We start from the raw sequence: 26,941 nt of genomic DNA, 5'->3' as shown, positions 1-26,941 counted from the left end.
GCGGCGGGGGGCATCGGGGGGATGCCGATGCCCCCCGCCGGGCTCACGCCTGCCGGCGGTGCGGGTGGAAGACCCAGGCGCGCAGCAGGACGAATCGCAGTACCGTCGCGGCGAGGTTGGCGCCGATCAGGATGCCGAGTTCGAGGGGCCGTCCGGGGTGGCTGGTCAGCGCGCTGAGCATGGCCAGCGACCCACTGGTCAGCCCGAGCCCCAGGCCGAAGACCAAAAGGCCCTCGAGCTGGTGGCGGCCGGCGCCGGCGCGCCCGCGTACCCCGAAGGTCAGCCGCCGGTTCGCGGCGGTGTTCGCGACCGCGGTGAGCGCCAGCGCGAGCAGGTTCGCGGTCTGTGCCCCCACCGTGCCCCGCAGCAGCAGGTACAGCACCAGGTAGGCCGCGGTGCTTGCCATTCCGACGGTGGTAAACCGCACAAGCTGCCTGGGCAGACCGAGCGGTACGCCGGGGACTGCCGGTTCCAGCGGCGCACGGCCGAGCTGGCGGCGCAGGTCGCGCACGGGCAGCGCTCCGGTGGCCAGGGCACGTCCGACCCGGGCCACGCCCTTGAGATCGGCCAGGGCGGTGGCCCTGATGTCGACGCGGCTGTCGGGGTCGTCGACCCAGTCGACCGGAACCTCGTGGATGCGCAGCCCGGACCTTTCGGCGAGGACGAGCAACTCGGTGTCGAAGAACCAGCCGGTGTCCTCGATCAGGGGCAGCAGCTGTGCGGCGACGTCGGCACGGATGGCCTTGAACCCGCATTGGGCGTCGGAGAATCGGGCAGCGAGCGTGCCGCGCAGGATGAGGTTGTAGCAGCGGGAGATCACCTCCCGCTTCGCGCCGCGGACGACCCGCGAGTCACGTGCCAGCCGGGTTCCGATCGCGAGATCGGAGTGCCCGGAGATCAGCGGGGCGACCAGCGGCAGCAGCGCCGCGAGGTCCGTGGACAGGTCGACGTCCATGTAGGCCAGCACCGGGGCGTCAGATGCCGACCAGACCGCGTGCAGGGCGCGTCCGCGGCCCTTTTGGTCGAGGTGGACGACGGTGACCTCGGCGATGGCGGCCTGGAGCGTTTCCGCCACGGCGAGGGTCGCATCCGTGCTGGCGTTGTCGGCGATCGTGATCCGAAAGGGGTATGGGAAGGTCCTGGTCAGGTGTGCGTAGAGGCGGCGTACGCACGGCTCCAGGTCGGCCTGCTCGTTGTAGACGGGGATGACCACGTCCAGCACTGCCACGGGGTGGGTTGCCAGGATGGGCCGGCGGGCGGCCGGGACGGGCTTGCGGGTGGCCCGTGGGGCGGTCTGCGGGGCGGTCCGACCATTTGCGTCCTGCGGGGTGACGGTCGCTGTGGGCATGGACCTACAGTCGGTCCGGGACCTGTCGCCCCCTTGTGCCGTAGCTGTGCCTTTCCTGTGAACCCGCCTCGGCTCCGGTCGCGAATGTCAGGCGCGAATGTCAGCCGCGGCATGGCCTGGCCGATCGGGCACCGGGACTCCGGCCGGCACCGGGACCCCGGCCGGCACTGCGGGCACAGGGAACACGGCCGGCACGTGCGTCGGCAGCCGGACGATGAACGCCGTCTGACCAGGGCGGCTCGTGACATCCACGGTGCCGTGGTGAGCGGTGACGACGGCGCTGACGATGGCCAGACCCAGCCCGGTGCTGCCGGCCGCGCGGGAACGGGAACCGTCGCCGCGGGCGAACCGCTCGAACACGGACGGGAGAAGATCAGGCGGGATGCCGGGTCCGTCGTCGAGTACGGCGAGCACGGCAAGGCCCGGGGATCGGGCGTGCAGGCTTGCGGTGACCGTCGTGCCGGGCGGGGTGTGGGTGCGGGCGTTGGCGAGCAGGTTGGCCAGCACCTGGTGCAGGCGGGCCGTGTCGCCGGTGACGATCAACGGCTCGTCGGGCAGATCGAGCTGCCAACGGTGGTGGGGCCCAGCGGCGTGGGCGTCGCTCACCGTGTCCACGACGAGTCGGGACAGATCGACCGCTTCGGCGTCGAGGGGACGCCCGGCGTCCAGCCGCGCGAGGAGCAGCAGGTCCTCGACCAGGCTGGTCATCCGGGTCGCTTCGGACTCCACCCGGCTCAGCGCGTGGGCGATGTCGGGGGGCACCCGGTCGCGGCTGCGGCGGGTCAGTTCGGCGTATCCGCGGATGGCGGCCAGCGGGGTCCGCAGTTCGTGGCTGGCGTCCGCGACGAACTGACGGACTTTCATCTCGCTGGCCTGGCGTGCCGCGAGTGCGGCGCCGACGTGGCCGAGCATGCTGTTGAGCGCCGCGCCGACCTGGCCGACCTCGGTACGTGGGTCGGTGTCCGCCTCCGGGACACGCTCAGCCAGGGCGACCTCGCCGCGGTCCAACGGCAGTTGGGTGACCCGCTTGGCGGTGGTGGCCACGCGTCGCAGCGGCCGAAGCGTGAGGCGGACGATGGCCGTGCCGGCGAACGCGGCGGCGAGCAGTCCGATCCCGGCGACGACGGCTCCGACGACCGCCAGCTGGGAGAGGGTCGCCTGGATGGGGCGTAGCGGCAGGCCGGTCACGAGCACGGCGCCGTCGGGCATCCGGCGGGCGATCAGCCGGAACTCTCCGTTGCTGCCGATCGTCTGCGTGTGCGGATGTTCGTCGGCCGGGACGGTGGTCAGGGCCGCTGCGGCTTCGGCGTCCAAGGGCTGCGGCGAACCAGTCTCGCTGATGATCACAGCTCGTTCGACCCTGCCGGCGGACAGCCGGGCCCCGAGCGTGCCCGCGGACTGGCCCGGTGGGAGGAAGGGGTCCGTACGGCCGCCCATTGGTCCGTTCGATGCCCCGTTCGATGCCCCGTTCGATGACCCGAGCGGCCCGGCGCGGTCCTGCGCAGGCTGGCCGAGGGCATCCTGGGAGCGGGTGACGGCGGCGATCAGCTGGGCGTCGAGGCGTCCCACCAGGAAGTGCTGCAGAGCCACCTCGGTGACGACGCCCACCACCAGGCATACCGCCGCGAGCAGACCGACCAGGCCCACAACCAGGCGGGTCCGCAGCGACCACCCGAGACGTCGGCTGGTCGTTCCCATGGTGCGGCTACTCATGGTTACTGTTCGCCGGGCTTGAGGACGTAACCCGCACCGCGCACAGTGTGGATCATCGGGGTCCGACCGGCGTCGATCTTCTTACGGAGGTAGGAGATGTAGAGCTCGACGACGTTGGCCTGGCCGCCGAAGTCGTAGTTCCAGACCCGGTCGAGAATCTGGCTCTTGCTCAGGACCCGGCGTGGGTTACGCATCAGGAAGCGCAGGAGCTCGAACTCGGTGGCCGTGAGCTCGATCAGGTCATCGCCGCGCCGGACCTCGTGGCTGTCCTCGTCCAGGGTCAGGTCGCCGACCACCAGCTCGGAGGATGTGCGGGCGGAGCTGGCCCCGGCCCGGCGCATCAGACCCCGCAACCGCGCGACGACCTCCTCCAGGCTGAACGGCTTGGTCACGTAGTCGTCGCCACCGGCGGTGATCCCGGCGATGCGGTCCTCCACAGCGTCCCGAGCCGTCAGGAACAGCACCGGAACGTCGGTGGCCTCCGTCCGCAGTCGCCGTAGCACCTCCAGGCCGTCGATATCGGGCAGCATCACGTCCAACACCACCGCGTCCGGGCGGAACTCCCGGGCCGTGCGTACCGCGCCGAGCCCGTCCCCGGCGATGCGGACTTCCCAGCCCTCGTACCGCAGCGCCATTGACAACAGCTCGGAGAGCGCGGGTTCATCGTCCACGACGAGCACCCGCAGGGCGGTGCCGTCCGCCCGGCACAGCGCGGGGAGGGTCTGGCGCGCGCTCTGGGGCACTGCCTGGGACGTCGTCTGGTACGCCGCATGGGGCGCGTCGCCGGCCGATCCGGCGGGGGATCCCGACCCGTTGGGGAGTAACACCATGGCAGTCATGCAAACACAGTGACGGCGCGACCTGTGCCACAGCCGTGTACTTCCTGTGAATTTCCTGTGCCTACCTCTGGTTGCCTTCCGCGCTCCGGTGGCAGACCCGCGGAACTCCGGTGGCAGGCCCGCGGACGGCGCACAGTCAGCCGTCTGGACCCGGACCACAGCACACCAGATCGGGGCACAGTAGTCTTCTCAACACCAGAATGCCGATAGTGCGCAAAGCCGGGGGTAAGGCGTGCCGGACTCAGCCATCGTGGACGTCCCGATCGGGCTTATCCTCGTGTTCGCCATCGGTAGCGTGGCGGTCTCCCGCATCAACGAGGCCGTGTTCGGGTTGATGTGCTACCGCGGCCGTCAGCTTGAGGCCGAGCTGCGTCGCCTCTTCGGTGATCGGCCCGTTGACGCCACGAGCGCCACCCCCGACACCAGCCGGACGGCCAGGCTCCTCGACGGCCCGCTGCGGGGCCTGCGTTCGGGCGGGCACGCGGGAGTCGTACCCGACCTGGGGGCCGCGCCGGTGGCGACCAGCGCCTGGCGGCGGGCCCGCCGGATGCGCCTGCCGTCCTACATCCCGTCGGCGGCCTTTGCGCGCGGCGTGCTCGACATGGTCGAACCGCCCGCGCGGGTCCTGCTCGCTCGGATGGACCACACCACGATCCCCGAGACCGCCCGCCCGGCATTGCGCGACGCGCATCAGTCGCTCACCGACACCACGGCTGCGGCGCTGTCCGACGCTCTGGTCGCATCCCCGGCCACGACCGAGGAGAACCGCAGGATCGCCGCGTCCATCGTCGGGCTCGCCGCCGCGGAACCGGTCGGGTCGCTTCTGGACGAGGTGGCCAAGCTGCCCGCGGACTCCCCGCTCCGGCTGGCGCTCACCGGCATCGTCACCCGGGCGGGCCACGACCGTGATCGGATCATCGCTGAACTCGCCGAATGGTACGACGACACCATGGACAGGCTCTCCGGCTGGTACAAGAGGCGCGTCCAGCGGTTCCTGCTCGTCTACGCGTTGCTGCTCACTCTGGCGCTGAACCTGGACGCGATAGCGCTCACCAATGCACTGTGGGTGAATCGATCATTGCGGACGGCCGCTGTCGAGGCCGCGTCCGCCCAGCTGGTCTCGACCACCGCGGCCACCACACCTGCCGCCGGCGCCGAGGACGCCGCGAACCAGGCCGTGAACGCCGTGCGGGATGCGGCGGCGCTGCGTCTCCCACTGGGCTGGAGCGGGCTCGACTCCGACCGTTCCGATCCCCGGCGGATCCCGGCTGACGCGGGCGGTTGGGCGCTGAAGATCTTTGGATGGCTGCTCACCGCGCTCGCGCTCTCGCTCGGCGCACCGTTCTGGTTCGATCTCCTCGGCCGGCTGGTCAACATGCGCAGCACCGGCCCGAAGCCCACCCCCGCCGCAGCCAGCTGACCGGCGCCGTCGGGATCATCCGTCCCTATCGGGATGTCCCTATCGGGATGTCCCGGTGTCCGGGGTGGGTCGGCATTGGCCGGCCCGCAGGACAAGCTCGAGCTCGAAACGGACGTCGGGGTCGTCGAGGCTCTCGCCGAACAACGTGCGTAGCTGGTTCAACCGGTAGCGGATCGTCTGCGGGTGCACCTGGAGTTCGGCCGCGATCCGGGCGCGTTGCCCCCGCAGCCGCAGCCACAGCAGCAGGGTTTCCGCCAGGCGCGCGCGGACTCTGACGGGAAGTCCGTCCAGTGGGGCCAGCCGCCGGCTGGCGAGGTCGGCCAGCAGCACCGGGTCCCGGGCGAGCAGGAGCTGGGCCAGATGGTCGTCGGTGAACAGCGGCCCGTCGGGGCACCCGGGTACCCCGGGCAGCTCTCCGCGGTCACGGGCGTTGCGGGCGAAGGCCGCCCTGGCCGCGCTCGCGGACGCCTCCGGCCACGGGACGGCTGGACCGACGACGGCTCCCAGACCTACCAGCGCCCGTTCCAGCCACTTGCGGCGGCCGGGGCCGGTCGGGTCACCGACGAATATCCAGATGTCATCGCCCTTGATGGCGCGGGGGGTGTCCGGTGGCAGGGCCAGGCATCCGATGCGGTCGTCCACACGCTCGTCCCCGTCCCGGTCCCGGTCGTGGTTCGTGCCGGTGCCGGTGCCGGCGGACCCGGGCACGATGATCGCGGCGAGGCTGTCGGGTAGCCGGTAGGAAGCGGCCCGGGCGGTCTGTTCGATCGTCGTCGGGTTGCCGCCCGCCAGCATCAGCTCGCCGAGCCGGTCCCAGAGGCGACCGCGTTCGCTGGCCGCCTGGGACTGCGCGAGCGCGTAGCCCTCGGCGGTGGCGCCGGAGATTCCGTCGATGTACGCGAACATCGTCTCGGCCAGGGACACGAGCCCGTCTGCGTCCAGGCCGCCGCGCCGCGCCGCGTCGGCGAGCCGGCGCCAGGCGACCCGCGCGCCCACCCGGTAGGCGCCGAGCAGCGTGTCCAGAGAGCGTCCGGCGCGGAACTCGCCGCGCCCGAGGCGGACGTAGACCTCGCGGCTGGTGGCCAGGTTCGGCGGGCCGGGCGAGTTCGTGTTGACCACGGTGAGGAAGCGAAGCAGGGCCTCCTCGACACCCTGGCGGACACCGCGGCCGAACGAGCCCTCCAGCGGCCGCGCGTATGCCGGTACCTCACGTGCTATCGCCGCGATCAGATCGTCGCCGAGGGACATGAGTTCGAGCCGCAGGACATCGGCAAGATCAGAAGGAAACTGTCCTCCCGGAACAGTTTGCATCGGTCGTACTCTACTCCGGGCAGTCGCGGTGTCGGTACATTTCTGGGCCGTCGTGCTGGGGCGTCGCGGATCGGATTGCGTCCAGATGCTCTTCGTGAATAATCAGGCGTCGTGGACGCGCCGACCGGTTTGTTCAGTGCCGTGGTCACCGGCATCGTCATCGGCACCCTCGCGCGCATGGTCGTGCCGGGCCGGCAGGCGATCGGCTGCCTGATGACCATCCTGGTCGGGCTTGTCGGTGCCGCGATCGGCTTGATCGTTGCCAGCGGGATCGATGCCGGGTGGGTCCTCACCCTCGTTCTACAGGTCGCCGTGGCCGCGGTTCTGGTCATAGTGGTGGCGGGAAATCGCAATCTGCGGTGATCGATCCGGGCTGATCGATGGACCGGGGAGGCGGGAGGTCCGCAGCGGTATTCCTCGTGAGCAACAGATCCCGTTGGTTGTGGCCTTGTGGCGCGGATCATCGAAGACCAGGACCATGAACGGCTCGGGCGCAGTAGCGTTGCCAACCGTGCCCCCTCGTACCGAGATGAACACGCCCGCCATTTCGTTGCCGGCGCCCTCCTACCGGGTCGAGAAAACCTCGCTCGCCAATGGTCTGCGTGTCGTGCTGGCGCCGGATCACACGGCGCCGGTCGTCGCTGTGGCCGTCCACTACGACGTGGGTTTCCGGTCTGAACCCGAAGGTCGTACCGGTTTCGCGCACCTGTTCGAACATCTGATGTTCCAGGGCAGCGAGAACGTCGGAAAGGCTGAGCATCCCAAATACGTGCAGGCCGCCGGGGGCATGTTCAACGGGTCCACGCACCCGGACCACACCGACTACTATGAGCTGCTGCCGTCCGGGGCCTTGGAACGCGCCCTGTTTCTGGAAGCCGACCGGATGCGCGCTCCCCGGATCACCCGAGAGAACCTGGACAACCAGATCGCGGTCGTCCAGGAAGAGATCCGGGTGAACGTCATGAACCGCCCCTACGGCGGCTTTCCATGGATCACGCTCCCGCCGGTCGCGTTCGACACGTTCCCGAACGCCCACAACGGCTACGGCGACTTCCATGAGCTTGCGGCGGCGAGCCTGGACGACGCCGAGGACTTCTTCGACAAGTACTATGCGCCTGGCAACGCCGTGCTCACCGTGGTCGGTGATTTCGACGTCGACGACGCGCTGGCGATGATCGGTCGCTACTTCGGCGAGATCCCGGCCCGTGCAGTGCCGCTCCGTCCGAGCTTCGCCGAGCCGGTGCGTGCCGACGAGCGGCGATCGGTCCTGACCGACCCGCTGGCACCGCGGCCCGCGCTCGCCGTCGGTTACCGGGTGCCCGACCCCGCGCTGGACCTGCCGACGTTCCTGGCCTACGACGTGCTGACCCATGTCCTGTCCGCCGGTGACGCGAGCCGCCTGGAGCGGCGGCTCGTGCAGAAGGACCGGTCGGTGATCGGTGTCAGCACCTACCTGGGTACCTTCGGGGACCCGTTCGACCAGCGGGATCCGCTGTTGCTCACCTTTGAGGCCCGCCATCCGGCTGAGTCGACGCCCGAGACGATCCTCGCCGCGGTGGATGAAGAGCTCGACCGCCTCACCACTGACGGTCTGGACCGCGGGGAACTCGCCCGCGTGCAGTCCCGGATCGTCTCGGGCCTGTTGCGGGAGGCCGACGACGCGCTCGGACGCGCGCTGGGCATGGCCACCTTCGAACTGCACCGCGGTCGTCCCGAACTGATCAATGAACTTCCCGGCCTGGTCGGTGCGGTCACCTCGGACGAGGTCCGGGCGGCCGCGGCGGCGCTGCGCGCCCAGGGCCGGGCGGTGCTGGAACTGCGCGCCGGCGCGGCGTCATGAACAGCCTGGATCTCCAGCGCGGCACCGGGCCCACCCTCGAACCAGCTAGGAGGCTGCGGTGACCGCCGCAACTGTCGTGACAACATCCGTAACCGTCCCGGCCGCCGGCGCGTCGCCCATCCCGCCGGTGGCGCCGACCGTTGCGGCCGATCTTCCCGCCGTGGCCGAGCGCATGCTGCCGGGCGGGCTGCGGGTACTGGTGGTGCGGCGGGCCAGCGTGCCATTGGTCGAGGTGCGGCTGCGCATCCCCTTCACCGGCCGCGGTACCGCGCATCAGGCCCGCGCCGAGTTGCTCGCCGAGACCCTGTTCACCGGCACCGGGCTGCGGGACCGGGTCGAGCTGGCCACAGCCGTCCAGGCGCTCGGCGGAGCGCTTTCCACCGGTGTGGACGCCGACCGGCTCGCGGTCGTGGGCTCCGCGCTCGCGACCAATCTCGTGCCTCTGCTTGATCTGATCGCCGAGGTTCTCACCGGGGCTGCCTACCCGTCGAGCGAGTTCGCCGGCGAGCGGGACCGGGTCGTCGAGGAAGTCACGATCGCACGCAGCCAGCCCGCGGTGATCGCCAGGGAGGGGCTGCTGCACCGGCTGTACGGCAGCCACCCCTACGGCAGTGACACACCCGCGTCGGAGGTCGTCGCCGCGGTGACCGAGGCCGAGGTGCGCACCCTGCATGCCGAGCGCATCTCACCGGCGGGTGCCATCCTGACCCTCGTCGGAGATGTCGAACCGCGGGCCGCGCTCGACCAGGTCGAGGCGGCGTTCGGCGGGTGGACCGGCACCCAGGCTGATCCCACGCCAGCGCTGCCGGCGCTGGTCCGCGGCCCTGTTGTGATCATTGATCGGCCCGGGGCCGTCCAGACGAACATCCGTATCGGCGGGCCAGCCGTTGACCGCCACGACCCCGCCTATGCCGCGCAGCGGCTCGCGAGCACCGTCTTCGGCGGCTACTTCAGCTCACGCCTGGTGTCGAACATCCGTGAGGACAAGGGCTACACCTACTCGCCACGTAGTTCGGTCGACTATCCGGTCGCGGGTTCCCGCTTCACGGTGAGCGCGGACGTGGCAACGGATGTGACCGGGCCGGCACTGCTTGAGATCTTCTATGAGCTGGGCCGGATGGCTGTGCTACCCGTGGCCGCCGATGAGCTCGATGCGGCGCGCCAGTATGCCGTCGGCACGCTGGCGCTGTCCACGGCGACCGCCGTGGGGCTCGCCTCGACGTTGTCGGCCCTGGCCGGAGCCGGCATCGGCGTCGAATACCTGCGTGACCATCCGGTGGCGCTCGCGGCGGTGACGCCTGCGGACGTGCTGGCGCTCTCGGCCCGGGTGCTGGCGCCATCGAGGCTGGTGACCGTACTGGTCGGGGACGCGGAGAAGATCTCTGCCGCGGTCGGGGGCATCACCGAGGTCGCGGCCGGGTGACTCTGGCCGCTGACCGTTTTGTGGCTGGTTGACCGCCTGCCGGTCACCGCCCGCCACTGACCGGGTTCACCCGGTCAGTGGCGGGACTGGTTGGCTCGCGGCGGCGCCGGTCGAGGGCTGGCGCCGCCCCTGCCGGCCAGCTCTCCGGGCAGGACCGCCCGCGGGTCGGAAACCGACTCGATCACCTGGCGTGCCAGGTCATGCACGCGTCGTCCCATGCCGCGGGCGGTTCGCCGGAGCCGCTCGAACGCCTCCCGCGGCCGGATGTGGTGTCGTTCCGCGAGCACGCCGATCGCCTGCTCGACGATGACCCGCGAGGCCAGCGCGTGCTCGAGCTGGACGACCGACAGCCGTAGCTGTTCGATCTCGGTCAGATCATGATCGGGCCGTCGGGGCCGGCCGGGCGGGGCGAGGTCCTCGGCGAGTAGATCGGCGAGCACCATCGCGGACAGCAGGTCGCCGACCGGCCGCACGTCGCCGCCCGGACCTTCCACGATCCATCCGGCCGACGACCTGCGCAGGCGCATCTGCTGGTGGCCGGCAGGTGCTGAAGGTGCCGCCGTCGGGGCTGCGGGTGCCCGGTGACCTGGTGCGCCCGGCGCGGGCCGGCTCGGCCGCGGCGGAGCGGCCGGTTCCGACGGTGACGGTGACGGTGAGCCGTGCGCTGTTCGCGGGTAGGCCTCGGTCGCTTCGGCGTGCGCAGTACCGCGTTCGGTATCGCCTTCGATACCGCGTTCGGCGTCGTCCATGAGGGTTCCGACGGCGTCGGCAATGCCGCGCAGCAGAGTGATCGCGGATGGGGCGAGCGTGATCTGCGACCGGTCGAGTCCGACCAGTAGACCGTGTAACCGGCCGTCGTCGCCCAGTACCGCGACGGCGACGTAACTGCGCACACCAAGCCGCGCCGGCTCGTCCGTGCCGGCAACCGCCGGATCATCGCTCACCTCGGTGAGGGCCGCGGGCGCGCCGTCGAGTACCCGCGCGCCCACGGACTCACCCCGGGGCAGGGTCAGGCCGGCGTCGAGGCCGGGGAGCGCACCCGTCGTCCGTTGGTAGGTCGCGGTCGAGGCCGACAGGACCACGAACGCCGTCGCTTCCATCCGGTGGACGGCACCCGCGGCCTGCAGCGCGACATCGACCGCGCTCCACATACGTGCTGAAGGTACTGACGACACAGCCCGAACTCTGCCACAAACTTCACGGGCAGTGACGGATACCGTCCTCCGATCTGGCGCCGCGGGTGCCGGGCAAGCGTGGAAGGCCGGGCTGTTGTTGCTCTGTGTATCTCTTATGCGGCAGGAGCGACCTTATCGGTAACCTGGCGCAAGCTTGGGTTCGTCAACACGGTGCCGTCGGCGAAGACTACGGTCGGCACGGTTGCGTTGCCGTTGTTCGCTCTGCGGACGATCTGTTCGGCTTCAGGGTTCCCTTCGATGTCCACCGTGACGTGGGCCAGACCTGCCGCGTCGAGCTGCCGCTTGAGGCGGACGCAGTAGCCGCACCACGGTGTCGTATAGATCGTCAGCACGAACAGTCCTTTCGGTGGCGATGGCGGAACAAATCTTCATAACCACGACGCGGCCATGTCGCTTCCCGTCGGTGGGGGCGGCTACCGTCCCTTCTATGGTCGGTTCGAGGGTCCCTTCGAGTGTCGACGACGTGAGCGTCGACGACTCGATGATCGACGATCACGCTCGGCCGGTGGGGGGTGACGCGCGCGCGTTGGTCGAGGCACTTGATCCTGAGCAGCGGTTCGCGGTACTCGCCCCGATCGGCCCGGTTTGCGTTCTGGCTGGCGCGGGTACGGGTAAGACCCGGACGATCACTCATCGGATTGCCTTTCTGGTCGGTACGGGGGCAATCCCGGCTGGCCAGATCCTCGCTGTGACCTTTACCACGCGTGCTGCGGGTGAGCTGCGTGGCCGGCTGCGGGTACTCGGCGCTGCCGGGGTGCAGGCCCGAACCTTCCACGCGGCCGCGTTGCGGCAGCTCGGCTACTTCTGGCCGAAGGTCGCGGGGGTGGCGCTGCCCCGGCTCGTGGAAAGCAAGATCGCCCTGGTCGCGCGGGCCGCCAGCCGGTTGCGTCTCGCACCGAGCCGGACGGAGCTTCGGGATCTCACCGGCGAGGTCGAGTGGGCTAAGGCCACGCTGCTCACCCCGGCGGACTACCCGGCCGCCGCGGCTGCCGCGGCGCGCGAGACGACGCATCCCGCGGATGTGATCGCCGGTCTGTACAGCGCGTACGAGGAGGTGAAGCGGGACGCGGGCGTGCTCGACTTCGACGATCTGCTCCTGCTGACCGCTGCGGTCATCGAGGAGCATCGCTGGGTGGCCGACGAGCTACGGTCCCGGTACCGGCACTTCGTCGTGGATGAGTACCAGGACGTCAACCCGCTGCAGCAGCGGCTGCTCGATGCCTGGCTCGGCGAGCGGGACAGCCTCTGTGTGGTCGGGGACGCGAATCAGACGATCTACTCGTTCACCGGAGCGTCCCCGCGCCACCTGCTGGAGTTTCCGCGCCGATTCCCGGACGCGCACGTGGTCCGCCTCGTGCGTGACTACCGTTCCACCCCGCAGGTGGTCGCGTTGGCCAACGCACTGATCGCGCGGGCCGGTGCGGCCGGTGGTGGTGCGGCTGGTGGTGGTGCGGCCGCGAGGTCGGCCCGGCCCGAGCCGCTGAAACTCCTCGCCCAGCGTCCGGACGGCCCGGCACCGGTCTTCACCGAACATGACAGCGAACCCGAGGAGGCCGCCGCGGTGGCCGATCGCATCCGCGCGCTGCTGGCCATGGGCGTACCGGCCAGCGAGATGGCCGTGCTGTACCGGGTCAATGCCCAGTCCGAGGCCTACGAGACCGCGATCGCCGCCGCCGGCATCCCCTATCTGGTCCGTGGCGGTGAGCGCTTCTTCGACCGACCTGAAGTCCTTGAGGCCGTGCGATTGTTGCGGGCGGCGCTGCGCTCGGCGCAGGACGACCGACCTGACGGCCTGGCCGCCCAGGTCGGTGACCTCTTCGCCGCGCTGGGATGGCGGTCGGACGATCCGCCGCACGGCGCGGGTGCCGAGCGGGAGCGATGGGAGAATCTGGCCGCGCTGGCCCGCCTTGCCGACGACATGGTCGGCGATGATCCCGAGGCCACCCTCGACCGGTTCGTGGCGGACCTTGCCGACCGGGCCGCGCACCAGCACATCCCCACGGTCGAGGGGGTGACGCTCGCATCCCTGCACGCGGCAAAGGGTCTTGAGTGGGACGCGGTCTTCCTCGTCGGCCTCGTCGAGGGGACGTTGCCGATCATCCATGCGCAGACCCCTGCGCAGATCGAGGAGGAGCGTCGCCTGCTCTACGTCGGGGTCACCCGGGCCCGCGAGTATCTGACGCTGTCGTGGGCGCTGGCCCGCAACGAAGGCGGTCGCAGGTCTCGGCGACCGTCACATTTCCTTGACGGGCTCATGCCGCGCTCGCCGGCGTCGGCGGGTGGGCCGACGCGGTCGGGCACGGGTGCCGCCGCTTCGGGAGAGTCCGGCGCCGGTGGGCAGCGGTCGCGCAGCCGCTCGGCGGTGCGCTGCCGGGTGTGCGGACGCCCGTTGGCGGGTCCGGCGGCCAGGACGGGCAGATGCGAGACCTGCCCCGCCGATGTCGACCAGGCGCTGTTCGACCGGCTGCGCGCCTGGCGGTCGGCCCGGGCCAAGGAGCAGGGGGCGCCGGCATTCGTGGTGCTCACCGATGCGACCCTGATGGCGATCGCAGAGCGCCGGCCCACCGGCGTCGCGGAGTTGGTCAGCATTCCCGGCATCGGCCAAGCCAAACTCGACCGTTACGGCGAGGACGTGCTGGCTCTCGTCGAGGGGCGGGCGCTCCCCCTCCCCGAGCCCGTCCCGGCGCCGGCGACTGCGCCGTCCTCGTCGCCCTCTTCGCCCTCTTCGCCCTCTTCGCAGTCCGGCTGAGCAGCCGGATAGTTGCACTGGGTGCCTGCGTGATAACCTAGAAAATAGGTTGCCGAGGCTGAGGACGCCTTCTACCGTGCTCAGTGGGCACCGGAAATACCTGCCCGTCGCAGACATGAACGTGTCGACACGAACGTATGGAGGTGGTCCCTGTGGGTGGTACTGGGATTGCCGACGCGTTCGTCTGCCCACCCGATCGGTTTGGGCTACCTGACACCACGCGCCGAGCATCGGCTGCGCAAACCCGTATCCAGGCATGGGCGATGCACACGCTCTATGTCCAGGGTCCGCCCCGAGGTCTGCTGCTGGCTTGACGAGCCACAGAGCGCCGACCTTGAGGCCGCGGATCCCGGACGGGACCGCGGCCTTTGTCGTCTCTGCGCCCGTTCGGTCCAGGTTTGACGATCTTCTCTTTGCTGATCTTCACCTGACCGATCTGCACTTGAAGGATCTTTTCCCGACCGGACCTGACCGAATATTCCGTGACCGATTCCTGACTGAAGGTCGGAGGTGACCCCGGTGTTCGACCCCTTGACCATCGCCCGGATCGAGCGGGACCGGCTGGCGCTGCCCTGCTGGGACGTTGACCCGGACCTGTTCTTCGCCGAGTCCCCCGAGGACGTCGAAGCGGCGAAGGCGGTCTGCCGTGACTGCCCCCTGCGCCACGCCTGCCTGGTGGCCGCCCTTGACCGCTGCGAGCCCTGGGGTGTCTGGGGTGGTGAGCTCGTCGTCACGGGCGCGGTCGTCCCCCGCAAGCGGCCCCGGGGTCGACCCCGCAAGACCATCGCAGCCTGACGTGAGCCACACACCCCGCCGGCTGATGGGGTGCCGGTAGGGTCCGATCGTGCCCAGCAGCCAGCGCACGTTTCCGGTCCAGGTCGGTGCCCGTGACGCAGCCCTGATCGCGGACAACCAGGTTCACAGCGGGCCTGAGGGTGAGATCCTGTCGGCCGCGGTCGCCGTCCTGACGAGTCCGGATCTGGCCGCCGTCGTGGACCTCGTGGCGTGGGTCCGCGATGGTTGGCTCAATGTCGCCAACGTTGACGGCGCCTCCAGGGTGGCACTCGCCGACCCGGCCGGCCCCTGGCAGATCTTGCACGGACATGATCCGGTGGCCGTGCAGGATCCGCTGCACGGCGTTCCGCTGGATGTGGCCTTGGATGATCCGTCACCGCCGAACGACCGCAACTCCTACCCGCTCGCCGGGGTACGGCTCGCCTCGGTCTTCGCCGATCCGCACCGGTCGCCGGACATCGTGGTCGTCCACAGCGCGGCGCATCACTGGCCGGAGCGCGGCGGGCACCTGGGTGAGCACGGGTCGCTGGACGCGGGTCAGTCCCGGGCACCGCTGGTGCTGTCCGGGGCCGGGATCGGTGAGCGCGGCATGCTCGACCGCTCGGCCCGCATCGTCGACGTCGCGCCGACCCTGGCGCTGCTGGCCGGGACCTCCATGGCGGGCCCGCAGGGAGGCCCCGATGTCGCCGCTGCCGCTGCCGCTGCCGTTGACCTTGACCTTGATGTTGACGGCCGGCCGCTCGCGGACCTGTGTGCGCCGGGTGCCCGCCACGTCGTCGGCCTGCTCTGGGACGGCGCGAACTGTAACGACCTGCTGAACATGGCTGCCACCGGCGAGCTGCCGGCGGTTGCCCGGCTGCTGGCGCGGGGCTGCGCCCTGACCGGCGGTGCCATCGCGGAGTTCCCGAGCGTCACCCTGACCAACCACACCTCGGCGCTGACCGGGGTCGGCCCAGGGCGGCACGGCATCCTGAACAATGTCTACTTCGACCGGGAGACCGGGCGTCGGGTCATCGCCAACGACTCGTCCACCTGGCATGTGGCATGCGATCAGCTCCGGGACGGCGTTCGGACGGTTTTCGAGGTGATCGCGGCGGCGCGGCCCGGCGTGTCGACGGCGTGCGTCAACGAGCCGGTCGACCGGGGCGCGACATATTCGACCTTTGCGCTGGTCCGTTCGATGAGCGGCGGAGACGGCGCCAGCGGCCTGGGTGAGCATCTGCCCTCGGCGCAGGACGACCCGCACGCGACCGCGCAATGGGTTGCGGCCGATCCGGACTACGCCTGGTCGACCCAGGTGGACGCGCTCGGCCTCACACAGGTCGCCCAGTTGTGGGGTGGGGACGCGCAGCCGCCCGCGTTCATGTGGTGGAACACGACGGTGACCGACAGCGCGCACCACGGCGGCGGGCCGTACTCACCGCAGGCCCGCGCATCGATGGTCGACGCGGACCGGCGCCTGGGAGTTTTCCTCGACCTGCTCGACGAGCGCGGACTCACCGACGACACCGCCATCCTGCTGACCGCCGACCACGGCAGCGAAGGCGCGGACCCGGCGTGCACCGGCGACTGGGACAATGCTCTTCGGGCCGCCGGAATCCCCTTTCGCGACGAGGCCTACGGCTTCATCTACCTCGACGCCGACGCCGACGCCGACGCCGACGCCGACGCCGACGCCGACGCCGAAACGTCCGCGTAAGGCTCTGACCTGCGAAAATACGTCACGAAACCGGTTATGACGGTTGATGTAGGACGGGGCCGTCGCCGGGCAGTGGCCGGCTGAGGTCTGCAGTGAGGGCGGGATCCGCGTAGATCGCGGCGGTCTGCTTCCACTCATGCGCGAGCTGGGTGAAGGGTGCAAGGACGCCGGCTTCGGCGCTTGCCTGAAGCCGCCGCAGGAGCGTGCTTACGCATTCCGCCTGCTCGTCGACGGGAAGCAGTTCGATCCAGGGGAGGACCTCGGTGATCACGGCCTCGAGGACCGGACGGGCCGCATCGTCGTGGAGGGTCTGTCTGAGGATGCGGGCGGTCAGCGCAAGCGCCTCCTCTGACGCTGCCATGGGCGCAAAGATATTTGAAGTAGCTCTGAACGTGTCACGAGCTCGTGCCGCCGTGGTGATCCGCCCGACTGGCTGGTCCGGGTGGGGCCGGCGCCGCGGCGCGGTGCGAAGCTGGGTGGGTGACGCTGTCGAAGAAGGCTGCCTGGTTCCTGGTCGCGGTGGGTGTCTGGTCCTGGGTGATCTGGCCGACGTTTCTGAAGAACATCTGGGCCGACGACCGGTCCTGGAGCGACGGTCCGACCGGGTTCTTCCTGGTGCATCTGGTGCTCACCGCCGTCTCGCTTGCGATCGGCACCGGCGTCGGATGGCTCGGAAGCCGGGGGGTGCGTGCCGGCCGGCGTGGCCACACCGATCACGCAACTCCACCCGACCGTGACCTGATCGACTTCAGTCACTGAGGTCCAACCCGTACTGTACCGATCATGCCGGTATCTATGACAAAGATTGAATCGCACGCGCCGGGACTGATGAGCCTTGTGAAGACGGTGCAGTTCGGGCTGTCGAAACGTGGCCTGGAGGGTGAGCGGGCGAAGGTCGCTCTGTGTCTGGATCACAGCGGATCGATGCGGGCGCTGTACACCAAGGGGGTTGTCCGACGAGCTGGTTGCTGCGTCGCAGCGGAACATTTTCTACAAGTTCCTCGGGGTCGGTGAAGGCCCGTTTGATTTTTTGCGCCGCTTGGACGACCTGCGTGGCCGTCCAGTCGACAATGCGCACTTCATCGAACCGGAAGGCGTCGACGCAATCGGCGATCAGCAATTCTTCGATTTGCTGCTGGAAGAGTACCCGCAGTGGCTCATCGACGCACGCAACGCGGGTCTGATCGCCTGACCAGACCCGCGTTCAGGGGCGCCAGGCGGTGAGCAGGTCGTCCGGGCCGAGGGCGAGGATGCCGGCCGTCGCCGTGCTGGTACGGGTCACCGCGAGCAGGGGGGTCGAGTCGTCGGCGCCGGGAAGCTGCGACCGGTGGTGGGCGAGCCGGGCGAGGTCGTGCACGTCAAAGGCATGGTTGTTCTGCCATTTGATCGATCCGACCACGGTGATCTTCTTGGCGATCGGTTCCCGGTCCGCGCCGACGATGTCGATTTCCGGGTTGTTGGTACGGGTCCAGTAGCCGCCGATGACGTTCGTCTCGTCCGGTAGTACCCCTGCGGGAAGCCGGTGCAGCGCATCTCTGATCACAGGTTCGATCGCCCGCCCTCGCCAGGTAGCCCAGGAGGATTCGATCCTGGCGAGAACCAGGTCGCCGCGGCCCCGTTCGATTTCGTGGAGGTACGGGCCGAGGAATGTCAGCCAGAATCGAAGATAGGGGTCGGCGATCAGATACCGGGTTTCGCGGGAGGGCCGGGTTGACAGCGGAACCATGGCGGTGACCAGACGTTTCGCAGTCAACAGCTGCAATGCGCGGCTCAGGGAGCCCTGGGCGATTCCGCCGGCGGCCCGTCCGATAAGCGAGAAGGCCCGCTCCCCGGACCCGATGGCACCGAGAACCCCGCGGGCCTGCGCCTCGACGGGAAACTCGGCTGCCAGCGCACGTTCGGCGCTGACCAGCAGCGCGGAGGTGGGATCGTCGACCGCTTCGCGCAGATAGTCGTGAACTGAGGCGCTGCCCGGCCATTCGTCCAGGATCAGCGGCAGCCCACCGGTCACCAGGTAGGCGTCGAAGGCATCGGCAGAACTCAGATCCACCATCGTGGACACGTCGGCCGGGTTCAGCGGCGGGATCACCATCTCGCCGGCGCGTTGGTGAAACGGCCGGCCGTAGGAATTGAGCGCCTCCATCATCGCCAGGTCCGAACCGATGCACAGCAGGAGGACCGGTCGCCGGGACAGCTCGCGATCGAACAGCTTCTGCAGTGTTCCCTCGAAACCGGGGTCGTTGGCGATGAGGTACGGCATCTCGTCCAGGATCACCACGCAGGGCTGGTCCTCGGGCAGCGCACCGGCCAGCAGCCGCAGCGCCGCATCCCAGGATCCAGGTTTCTGCTCATGGAACAGGCCTGCGCCTGGAAGGTCCGAGCTTGCGGCCGCCTCGGTGAACAGGCGGAGATCCATCGCCATGTCCGGCTGTGCCGACGCGGTGAAGAACAGGTACGGCACGCCCGCACGGTCGACGAACTCCTCGGCCAATCGTGACTTGCCGACGCGGCGACGTCCGCGCATCAGGACAGCCCGACCGGGACGACCCGCCCGGCCGCCGGTCCTCACCCGCTGCAACAGTCGGTCAAGCGTCGCCAGCTCGCGTTCCCGTCCGATGAACTCGGCCATGCCAACCTGCCTCGATCTACTCTCATCCAGGATACTCTCATCAGTGAGAGTATCCTGGTCAGAAAAGATCATTACAGGCTGCTGGAGCTGAGCCACCTACCCGGATCATGATCGACGCGAGTTTGTCGCTGTGTACGCTCATGTGGCCAAAAAGCGTACACGACGACAAACTCGTGCTGATCTTCTGGATGACCAGCGCCTACCAGGCGAATATCGTCGTTCGATTGTTACGCATGATCACGAATAGTTACGCATGGTCATGTGACTGGCGCCCCGGCGATCTCTACCAGTGCGAGTCGTAGTGGTGGCCGCAGCCGCCGCGGTCGCAGGTGTAGGTGCTTCCGGTGAAACCCGGGCATGGACAGGCCGTGCAGTTCCCGTAGCCGGCCGGCGGTGACGAATCGCTCACTGCCGGGTGGATGGCGGTCGGGTGGATGGCGGCAATTTCCCCCAGGGCGATGGGAAAGACACCGGGTTGTTGTGCTGCGAACAGGTCGGTTGCATGCATCGCCTTACCCCCAGTATGCGGCTAGCTGCCTCTACGCAACGTCCGTCCAGATGCACGGATCGTGAGTGTTGGGTCGAGGATGGAGAACATTAACTCCGGGAAATGTTGGAGTGCAAGCAAAGGCAGGCAGGTTGACGCGGTGTGATCCGGTGCATGCTCAGGCGCTTTCGACTGCCGTCCCGGGGGGAGCGCACGCACCAGAATTGTGATCATCGGGCGCGACTGTACCGGGCGTGACGTCACCGGGCGTCGCGACGTCGGGGACATCCTGTCTGTCGGAGGCGTCGCGCGGCCGAGGCGGTACCGCCGGCTGTGGCTGCAGCTGCCTGTCCCTTTTCGTCCGCTTCGGCTGGCTGGGTTGTTCCGGTACCGCGCGCACGACCACCGGGCGGTCGTCAAGGGCTTCCTCTGGTGCCGACGGCGCCGGCACTGCCAGCCCCGGCATGCGCAGCCCCGGCACGAGCGGCGTCGGTAGCGCTGTCCCCAGCGGCAGCGCCCGGACACCCGTCTGATCCATTTCGACGGCGAGTGCCGGTAGCCCGCGTCCGGGCCGGTTCGCCCAGGCGGCGTGTTCAGCCGCCGCTGACCCCGGCGGGGCGAAGCCGGGCTGCCACCGCTGCATCTCGGCGCGGAACGCCCCCGTGCTGTCGAGCTGGCACAGGATGCCGACCGCTCCCAGGGTCACCCGGTGGATCAGCAGATAGGACGGGGGGAGATTGAGCTGACGGCCGAGCTGGGCCGCGGGGGAGCGGGGGTCGCCCAGGCGGACCGCCTCCGTTCGCAGCCAGCCGCGGGAGAAACGGAACTCCTCCGTGGTGACCGGTTCGAGGAGCGGCGCGAGGTACCCGAGGAGGTCCGCTGCGCAGACCTTGGCCGTCGACAGGATGAAACCCTCGGCCTGCAGACCCGCCATGACGGCGTCCGCATCGCCGTGCAGGGCCAGCCGGCAGAGCCGGCCGATGGGTTCGGGCAGCCCGTCCGGAAGCCGATTGACCGCGCCGAAGTCGAGGACGCCGAGCCGACCGTCCGCCAGCAGCCGGAAGTTGCCCGGATGCGGGTCCGCGTGCAGGAGCCCGACCCGTCCAGGACAGGAGTACAGGAACCGCACGAGCAGCAGCCCGGCCCGGTCGCGTTCGGCGGGCGTGCCCTCAGTTATGATCTTTGATAGGGGTCTGCCGTCCATCCACTCGGAGATCAGGACGTGATGCGTGCCCATGATGGCCCTGGGCACGCAGATGTCGGGGTCGCCGTCGAATGCTTCGGCGAACGCTGCCTGCCATGCCGCCTCCAGACGGTAGTCGAGTTCCTCGACGATTCGTGTCTTCAGCTCGGCGACCAGCGGTTTGATGTCCAGGCCGGGGGCCAGCGCACCGAACAGCCGCGCCGCGCGTGCGAGCTGGGTGAGGTCTGCGAGCAACGCCGGCCCGGCTCCCGGATACTGGATCTTGACGGCGATGTCGCGTCCATCCGCCCATACCGCCCGATGAACCTGACCGATGCTCGCCGCGGCCGCCGGCGTGTCGTCGAAGTCACGGAATCTCGCCCGCCAGTCCGGGCCCAGATCGTCCGCCAGCACGCGGTGGACCGACGCCGCCGGCAGGGGCGGCGCCGCCTCCTGCAGCTTCGTCAGGGCCATCCGGTACGGCCGGGCCACATCCTCGGGTAGCGCGGCTTCGAAGACCGACAGCGCCTGGCCGAGCTTCATCGCGCCACCCTTGAGCTCACCGAGAACACGGAAGACCTGCTCCGCCGTGCGCTGCTGGAGCTCCGAGGCGACGATCTCGGCGGGACGTCCACCGAGTCGCTTACCCATACCGACTGTGGCCCGTCCGGCGATGCCCAGCGGAAGACTCGCCAGCTTGGCGGTTCTGACGATCGCGCGTTTTGGGATTTCGGACACAACCCCATCGTGCCTGTTCTGCCGCCAGTAGGCAGGTGGGACTGCGGGTCGGGCCATCGTTCCTACTCTTTGTAATGGACACGTTCAACCGGGTGGGGGTGGCGACGCCGGCCGGTCCACCCGATCAGGGGTCCTGCAGTGGGTTGTGGGTTGGTTGATTACCTCATCGATATTCGTGGCTGTACGTAATCGAGCGCTTCGACAGGGACACGAAGGATGCACTGACCATGACCGGCGTCGAACCCGGAGCTCGGATGCGGCCATTTCCAGGGTCCCGTCGATGGTTGGCAGGTCGCAGGCGGTCGGCCGGTGCGGCTGCCCCCACTCCTGGGTGGAGCCCTCGTCGCGAGGTCCGCCGCGCCGCCGGTCGCAACCACCGGACTCAACCAGGGCAAGGGCCTGCATCGCCGTAAGCCCCGCAGCGACCGTGGCGAGCGTCACATCGCACGCGTCGACGCCGTTGTCCGGACGGCGGGACATCTGCAGGGCCAGCAGTGGCCACGCGGGCTCGGCCGCGCCGCGGTGCAGATGCTGGCAATGCAGGCACGAGGTCATGCCGGGCAGGACCAGCGGCCCGATCACGGCGGTGGTCTCGCGAATGCCGGCGAGCAGGTGCGGGATGCCGGTGCGTTCCAATTCAAGGGATTCGTGCGGGTGGACGACGGGAATTCCGGCCGGAGTGATCACAACGAGATCGGGACGAAACGGTGCTCCGGCCCGGCGCCGGGTTTCGTGGGATGCCAGGGGCCGCGCGACCCGGGCGATCGCCGAGGCTGTCGCAGTCGAGCGCGGGCGTCCGACGTCATCGAGACGGACACCGCCCGGCGCGACATCGGCGGGCCGGGTCACCCCGGTGTCGTCGACGACCACATGGCCAATCCCGGCCGCGGCCAACAAGGTCGCCACCTGCGCGCCGACCCGGCCGGCGCCGCGGACCTGTATCCGCGCGTGGCGTCGGGCCCGTAGTGCCCGGTGGACATGGGTCGGGTCGGTTGAGCCCAACGAGATCGCGGCAAGGTCTGGCACCAGTCGTTCGTGGTCCAACATCGACAGTGGCGAGCGGTTTGCGGGAGTCGCATCCTCGAGCATGCCGGTGTCCTCCAACAGGACCACGAGTTCACGTCGGGCAGCGTCGAGGGAGCTCAGCACCTGCTCACGCGATCGGGTTCCGTCGAGCATGTCGAGCACGGAGGCGTCCCGCGCTGTGAGCCCACCGAGGACGATCGCCCGCACCGGGTCGATGCCTATCTGCAGGGTGGACCCATCACGCCAGAGCCGGCGTAGGCCGGGCTTGAGGATGGGGCGCACGGCGTCCTCCTCGGCAGAAGGCGACTAGATCGTGCCTCGACGGTCTCATGCCGATCGCCGTTGTATACCGATATAAACCTATCTGTGGATAACAGTCGTATTTGGTCGTAATTTTGGACTGCGCCTGTGGACGACAGACGGTCCAAAGGCGGAGGTGGCCGGCGGCCGGGTCCTCGGGTCCCCGGGCCGCCGGCTGGAGGAGCCAGGCACACCCGGGGTCCGGGGTCCGGGCGGGAGTCCTCCGACATGTGCCCTATGCGCGTCATGCCTATGCGCGTCAGGCCTATGTGTGTCAGGCCTATGTGTGTCAGGCCTTGCCGAGGATCCTGTTGATCGTGGTGCCGCAGACCGGGCAGGTGCCGCGCGCCATCCGGCGTCCGGACTCACTCACCCGCACTTCGCCCTGGTAGTGCCGCTTGTCCTTGCACTTGACGCAGTAGCCCTCGAACGTCTCTGCCACCCGTTCTCCCCTCGTGCCGTCGGTCGTCGGTGACGAACCGCGGGTTGTCAATGAAGAAGGCCGGCCCGAATGGCCGACCCGACGCCATCCTGTCGGATTCGGTGATCGTGCCCTCTGCTGGGGCACGGGAACGCCTGTTGGCAGCCTCCAGCGGCGTGCAAGCGACGATAGCGCCGCCTTCGGTTAGGGTCGGGAAAGTCCGGGATGGCCAGCCTGGCGGGTGCACGACCGCTCCGGCGGTGCCGGGCGGCGTCCGCCTACCGACGACCTCCGCGACATCAGGAGCCGATCGTGTCCGAACCGTTGCTCGTCCAACGTCCCACGGACGGTGTCGTTCTGCTGACACTGGCCCTGCCCGAGCGACGCAACGCCATGAGCGTGGCACTCACCGCGGCTTGGTCCACGGCATTGGACGAGATCATCGCCGATCCGCACGTGCGGGCTGTGATCGTGACGGGACAGGGCAGTGCGTTCTGTGCCGGTGGCGACCTCGACTGGGTTGACCCGCGGACGAGCGGAGCGTCCGGCACCGATCAGTTGCGTGCGAAGATGCTTACCTTTTACCGGACCTGGTTGAAGATCAGATCAGTGGAGGTACCCACGATCGCGGCGGTGAACGGTGCTGCGGTGGGCGCCGGGTTGTGTCTCGCGCTTGCCTGCGACCTGCGTTTCGCCTCGGTGGACGCCAGCTTCTGCGTGCCTTTCACCCGCCTTGGTATGCATCCGGGGATGGCGGCCACCCGGTTGCTGCCCGAGGTCGTCGGCGCGGTCCGAGCCAGAGAGCTGATTTTCACCGGACGGACGGTCGACGCCCGGGAGGCTGCGGCAATCGGCCTGGTCAACGCAGTGGTACCCGCCGCCGACCTGGTCGCGACCGCGGTGGACACCGCGGCGCGGATCGCCGAGGCAGCGCCGGTCGCGACCAGACTGGCCAAGGTCGCGCTCAGCGGTGCCGACGACTTCGATCGGATCCTGCAGTGGGAAGCGCTCGCCCAAGCCACGACCATGGCCAACGGCGAGGCGGCTGAGGGGATCCAGGCGCAGCTCGACCGACGCCCGCCATCGTTCGCCCCCGTGAGTGCTGTGGGGCCTACGGCCTCCGGGCGCGCGATCTGACGATCGTCGCGCGCCCTTTGGCCCTTGTTCCGGGGCCTACGGCCTCCGGGCGCGCGATCTGACGATCGTCGCGCGCCCTTCGGCCCTCTAGCGTCCCACCGACCGCGGTGTCGGCATGCGGCTGACTAGCCCGGTGAGAAGCCCCCGGCACGCGGCCGAGCTCTCCAGCTTCCCCTTCTGGAGGGTCCTCCGGTGACCGGGGACTTCCTGTCCGTGAAGCTATGGCCGCATGGCGGTGGCGGTCAACGACCGCCACGCGGATCAGTGGCGGGACCTGTGTCGTCCGGTGGTTGCGGCCGGGGTGGCTCCTCTTGGGCGGGGGTGTCGCGCAACCGGTCCAGTTCCGCGAGGGGGTCGCCCACCGCGCTGGTGTCGCCCGCGGCGAAACCCTGCGGGTCAGCGAGATCATCGGCGCTCGGAAGCAGGTCGGGGTGTCCCCACAGGGCATCACGTCCGTCGATCCCCCGGACGTCTGCCACGGCCCGCCACAGCGTGGCGGCCTCGCGCAGTTTGCGCGGGCGCAGGTTAAGGCCCACAAGCGTGGCAAAGGTCTGCTCTGCCGGCCCACCCTCGGCGCGGCGGCGGCGCACCATCTCCCGCAGTTTGGACGCACCGGGCAGGTTCTTCGCGGCGGCGGTGTCGGTGACGGTCTCCACCCAGCCTTCGACCAGGGCGAGGATCGTCTCCAGGCGCGCCAGCGCCGCGGTCTGCTCCGGTGTGGTCGCCTCGTCGAAGACGTCCGCACCGAGTGCTTCCTGCAGGCTTGCCGGATCCATGATCCGGGTCGGGTCGATCATTCCCATCGCCCGCGAAACCGCTTCCGCATCGACCGCGATACCCCGGGCGTACTCCTCGACCGCACCGAGCACGTGCGCGCGAAGCCACGGGACATGGCCGTACAGGCGCTGGGACGCCGCTTCGCGTAGAGCCAGGTAGATCCGGACCTCGCTGGCGTCGATCCCCAGGCCCGAACCGAACGCCTCGACACCCGCCGGGACGAGCGCGGCGGTGCGCGGTGGGCTCAGCGGCAGCCCGACATCAGTGGAGGAGACGACTTCACGGGCGAGCAGGCCGATCGCCTGGCCGACCTGAGCCCCGAACAACATCCCGCCGACCTGGCTGACCATCTGCATGATCGGTCCGCCCGCGGCCGCCAGCTGGCTCAGGTCGATACCTGGCGGGATCTGTGCGGCGAGTTCAGGCGGCAGCCCACCGCCGGCATCGCCCATCTGCGCGAGTCCACTGGAAATCCCACCGCGCATGGCTTCTGCGACCCTCGTGGCCACCGGATCGCACAGTGTCCGCCAGACGGGCAGCGTCACCTCGATCCAGTGGCCACGCGTCCATCCCTCGGCGGTCGTCGCTCCGGCGGGTAGCGTCGTCACCGGATCGAGCCAGATGTCGGCGAGCCGGACCGCTTGGCGGACGTCCTCGACCTCGGCGTCGGACACGGCGCCGTCAGCGTCGCCGAGCGTACGCACCGCGACCTGTCGCGCGAGCTCCCAGTTCACGGGCCCGTCGTGCCAGGCCAGCAGGCGCTCGAGCTCGGCGAAGAACGGCGCCCCGGTTCCGAACGGCATACCGGAGCCGCCTGACGGGGAGGATCCGCCCGGGGTGAACCCGAACGGGAAGCCGTCGCTCATGGCCGGCGTCCCTGCCGGGAGGATGTGTGTTGAGGCCCGTGGCCCATGGATCCGGACATGCACCAACGGTAGTGCGTTTTCCCGCTGATGCCGAAACGACATCACGATACGGCCATCGGTAGGGCCGGGCTCGCCCACCCGTGCATCGGCTCCCGGCCGTCAGCTGGCGACCATGATCGGCGACCATGACCGGCGACCATGACGCCGGTCACGCGGATACCCTACGGTCGGACATGTGAGCCACCTCCATACCGGACGGAATGCGCGACCGGCGGCTACCGGCCGGCAGCCGAGCGGCGGGCAGCCTGTCATCGTGGCGATCCGCGAATCGGAGTTGTCGGTCGACGAGTGCCTGAACGCCGTACGGGGGCCAGGCGTGGGTGGCGTCGCAGTCTTCGTCGGCACGGTGCGCGATCACGATGGCGGGCATGGCGTGGCCGAACTGGAGTACACGGCCCATCCACGGGCTGGTGCCGAGCTGGAACGGGTGGCCGCCGCCGTGGCCGCCGCCCACGCGGTACAAGCGGTGGCTGTCACTCACCGGGTGGGTCTGCTTGGTATCGGTGACATCGCCGTGGTCGTGGCGGTGGGGGCCGTGCATCGCGCCGAGGCCTTCGCGGCGTGTCGTCAGCTGATCGACGACGTTAAGGACAAGGTCCCGATCTGGAAGCGCCAGGTGTTTCTGGACGGTTCGTCGGAGTGGGTAGGCGCCTGCTGAACGTGGGCCCTACCATGAGTTTCGCCTCCCACTTCCCCCGTCTCGACGCTGAGGCCGCCATGTGGTTCCTGCTCATCCCGCCGATCGCTGTCCTTGTCACCCTCGTCTGGCTCGCTTTGCGTTCACGCCCGGAACGCCGGCCCGAAGCGCTGATCACTGTGGAGGGTTACCGCCGCAGCATGGCCGCCCTTGCACGGCCCATGGACGTTGCGCGCGGTCCGTCGGTGCGCCCCTCCGCCCTGCCGACCCCCGTCCTGCCGACCCCCGCCACGACCGGTCCGCCTGATCCGGTGAGTTGATTTCCGGGCTGGGGGGCCGAAGGGCGC

The 26,941-nt window shown here is 69.4% G+C and carries 25 protein-coding genes; 13 read left to right on the top strand and 12 right to left on the bottom strand.

The features are described from left to right. Positions 1–43: 43 nt before the first annotated feature. From U9978_RS20280 to U9978_RS20270, 3 genes are all read right to left on the bottom strand, one after another. A complete protein-coding gene (locus U9978_RS20280) occupies positions 44–1,348 on the bottom strand; it encodes a dolichyl-phosphate beta-glucosyltransferase (RefSeq protein WP_322762725.1) in 1,305 nt (434 codons plus the stop codon). 87 nt (positions 1,349–1,435) lie between these two features. Further along, positions 1,436–3,046, bottom strand: coding sequence for a sensor histidine kinase (locus U9978_RS20275; protein WP_322762724.1), 1,611 nt, complete (start codon positions 3,044–3,046; stop codon positions 1,436–1,438). A 17-nt stretch (positions 3,047–3,063) separates the two neighbouring features. Next, positions 3,064–3,891, bottom strand: a complete 828-nt coding sequence (locus U9978_RS20270; protein WP_416211061.1) for a response regulator transcription factor — start codon at positions 3,889–3,891, stop codon at positions 3,064–3,066. 241 nt (positions 3,892–4,132) lie between these two features. On the opposite strand from U9978_RS20270, the gene U9978_RS20265 reads away from it, so the two are divergent. Then, positions 4,133–5,320: a hypothetical protein gene (locus U9978_RS20265; protein ID WP_322762722.1), complete on the top strand. Its 1,188-nt coding sequence runs from the start codon at positions 4,133–4,135 to the stop codon at positions 5,318–5,320. Between the two features lie 39 nt (positions 5,321–5,359). On the opposite strand, the gene U9978_RS20260 is transcribed toward U9978_RS20265, so the two are convergent. Beyond that, positions 5,360–6,631: a helix-turn-helix domain-containing protein gene (locus tag U9978_RS20260; RefSeq protein WP_322762721.1), complete on the bottom strand. Its 1,272-nt coding sequence runs from the start codon at positions 6,629–6,631 to the stop codon at positions 5,360–5,362. Between the two features lie 111 nt (positions 6,632–6,742). Between U9978_RS20260 and U9978_RS20255 the strand changes: the two genes are divergently transcribed. The 3 genes from U9978_RS20255 (at position 6,743) to U9978_RS20245 (ending at position 9,894) form a co-directional block, all read left to right on the top strand. Beyond that, positions 6,743–6,994, top strand: a complete 252-nt coding sequence (locus U9978_RS20255) for a GlsB/YeaQ/YmgE family stress response membrane protein (protein WP_322762720.1) — start codon at positions 6,743–6,745, stop codon at positions 6,992–6,994. A gap of 166 nt (positions 6,995–7,160) precedes the next feature. Then, positions 7,161–8,471, top strand: a complete 1,311-nt coding sequence (locus tag U9978_RS20250) for a pitrilysin family protein (protein ID WP_322762719.1) — start codon at positions 7,161–7,163, stop codon at positions 8,469–8,471. Between the two features lie 58 nt (positions 8,472–8,529). Continuing rightward, a complete protein-coding gene (locus U9978_RS20245; protein ID WP_322762718.1) occupies positions 8,530–9,894 on the top strand; it encodes a pitrilysin family protein in 1,365 nt (454 codons plus the stop codon). A gap of 74 nt (positions 9,895–9,968) precedes the next feature. On the opposite strand, the gene U9978_RS20240 is transcribed toward U9978_RS20245, so the two are convergent. Both U9978_RS20240 and U9978_RS20235 read right to left on the bottom strand, forming a co-directional pair. Then, entirely contained in the window at positions 9,969–11,045 is a 1,077-nt protein-coding gene (locus U9978_RS20240; protein ID WP_322762717.1) for an ANTAR domain-containing protein, read from the bottom strand. Positions 11,046–11,182: 137 nt separating this feature from the next. Beyond that, positions 11,183–11,422: a mycoredoxin gene (locus U9978_RS20235; RefSeq protein WP_322762716.1), complete on the bottom strand. Its 240-nt coding sequence runs from the start codon at positions 11,420–11,422 to the stop codon at positions 11,183–11,185. Positions 11,423–11,571: 149 nt separating this feature from the next. Between U9978_RS20235 and U9978_RS20230 the strand changes: the two genes are divergently transcribed. The 3 genes from U9978_RS20230 (at position 11,572) to U9978_RS20220 (ending at position 16,333) form a co-directional block, all read left to right on the top strand. Further along, positions 11,572–13,839, top strand: coding sequence for an ATP-dependent DNA helicase UvrD2 (locus U9978_RS20230; RefSeq protein ID WP_322762727.1), 2,268 nt, complete (start codon positions 11,572–11,574; stop codon positions 13,837–13,839). 519 nt (positions 13,840–14,358) lie between these two features. Beyond that, entirely contained in the window at positions 14,359–14,634 is a 276-nt protein-coding gene (locus tag U9978_RS20225; RefSeq protein WP_322754074.1) for a WhiB family transcriptional regulator, read from the top strand. 49 nt (positions 14,635–14,683) lie between these two features. Next, positions 14,684–16,333, top strand: a complete 1,650-nt coding sequence (locus tag U9978_RS20220) for an alkaline phosphatase family protein (protein WP_322762715.1) — start codon at positions 14,684–14,686, stop codon at positions 16,331–16,333. Positions 16,334–16,367: 34 nt separating this feature from the next. Here the strand turns inward: U9978_RS20220 and U9978_RS20215 are convergent, their stop codons facing one another. After that, the gene (locus tag U9978_RS20215; protein WP_322762714.1) at positions 16,368–16,694 is read right to left on the bottom strand and encodes a hypothetical protein; all 327 of its coding nucleotides are present in this window, start codon (positions 16,692–16,694) and stop codon (positions 16,368–16,370) included. Positions 16,695–16,813: 119 nt separating this feature from the next. On the opposite strand from U9978_RS20215, the gene U9978_RS20210 reads away from it, so the two are divergent. After that, entirely contained in the window at positions 16,814–17,092 is a 279-nt protein-coding gene (locus tag U9978_RS20210) for an SCO4848 family membrane protein (RefSeq protein ID WP_322762713.1), read from the top strand. Between the two features lie 190 nt (positions 17,093–17,282). Beyond that, a complete protein-coding gene (locus U9978_RS20205; protein ID WP_322762712.1) occupies positions 17,283–17,525 on the top strand; it encodes a VWA domain-containing protein in 243 nt (80 codons plus the stop codon). A 12-nt stretch (positions 17,526–17,537) separates the two neighbouring features. Here the strand turns inward: U9978_RS20205 and U9978_RS20200 are convergent, their stop codons facing one another. Then, positions 17,538–18,962 (bottom strand): ATP-binding protein, encoded by a 1,425-nt coding sequence (locus U9978_RS20200; RefSeq protein WP_322762711.1) that lies wholly within the window; start codon positions 18,960–18,962, stop codon positions 17,538–17,540. A 140-nt stretch (positions 18,963–19,102) separates the two neighbouring features. Here U9978_RS20200 and U9978_RS20195 point away from each other — a divergent pair, with 140 nt between their 5' ends. Next, on the top strand, positions 19,103–19,264 hold the full coding sequence (locus U9978_RS20195) for a hypothetical protein (protein ID WP_322762710.1): 162 nt from the start codon (positions 19,103–19,105) through the stop codon (positions 19,262–19,264). Positions 19,265–19,627: 363 nt separating this feature from the next. Here U9978_RS20195 and U9978_RS20190 read toward each other — a convergent pair whose 3' ends face one another. From U9978_RS20190 to U9978_RS20180, 3 genes are all read right to left on the bottom strand, one after another. Next, a complete protein-coding gene (locus U9978_RS20190; protein WP_322762709.1) occupies positions 19,628–21,370 on the bottom strand; it encodes an ABC1 kinase family protein in 1,743 nt (580 codons plus the stop codon). Between the two features lie 84 nt (positions 21,371–21,454). Further along, entirely contained in the window at positions 21,455–22,678 is a 1,224-nt protein-coding gene (locus U9978_RS20185; protein ID WP_322762708.1) for a ThiF family adenylyltransferase, read from the bottom strand. Between the two features lie 307 nt (positions 22,679–22,985). Continuing rightward, positions 22,986–23,138 (bottom strand): DUF5679 domain-containing protein, encoded by a 153-nt coding sequence (locus U9978_RS20180; protein ID WP_322751089.1) that lies wholly within the window; start codon positions 23,136–23,138, stop codon positions 22,986–22,988. Between the two features lie 291 nt (positions 23,139–23,429). Here U9978_RS20180 and U9978_RS20175 point away from each other — a divergent pair, with 291 nt between their 5' ends. Next, complete coding sequence (locus U9978_RS20175) at positions 23,430–24,254, top strand: enoyl-CoA hydratase/isomerase family protein (RefSeq protein WP_322762707.1); 825 nt, start codon at positions 23,430–23,432, stop codon at positions 24,252–24,254. Positions 24,255–24,496: 242 nt separating this feature from the next. On the opposite strand, the gene U9978_RS20170 is transcribed toward U9978_RS20175, so the two are convergent. Then, positions 24,497–25,897 (bottom strand): zinc-dependent metalloprotease, encoded by a 1,401-nt coding sequence (locus U9978_RS20170; RefSeq protein WP_322762706.1) that lies wholly within the window; start codon positions 25,895–25,897, stop codon positions 24,497–24,499. A gap of 235 nt (positions 25,898–26,132) precedes the next feature. Here U9978_RS20170 and U9978_RS20165 point away from each other — a divergent pair, with 235 nt between their 5' ends. Both U9978_RS20165 and U9978_RS20160 read left to right on the top strand, forming a co-directional pair. Next, on the top strand, positions 26,133–26,615 hold the full coding sequence (locus U9978_RS20165; RefSeq protein WP_416211058.1) for a molybdenum cofactor biosynthesis protein MoaE: 483 nt from the start codon (positions 26,133–26,135) through the stop codon (positions 26,613–26,615). A 14-nt stretch (positions 26,616–26,629) separates the two neighbouring features. Next, entirely contained in the window at positions 26,630–26,914 is a 285-nt protein-coding gene (locus U9978_RS20160) for a hypothetical protein (protein WP_322762705.1), read from the top strand. Positions 26,915–26,941: the final 27 nt, after the last annotated feature.

This window comes from Protofrankia sp. Cr2 (assembly GCF_963555885.1).
GTDB lineage: Bacteria > Actinomycetota > Actinomycetes > Frankiales > Frankiaceae > Protofrankia.
Note: the sequence above shows the minus strand (reverse complement) of the source record. Positions and strands in the feature narration are given on the sequence as shown.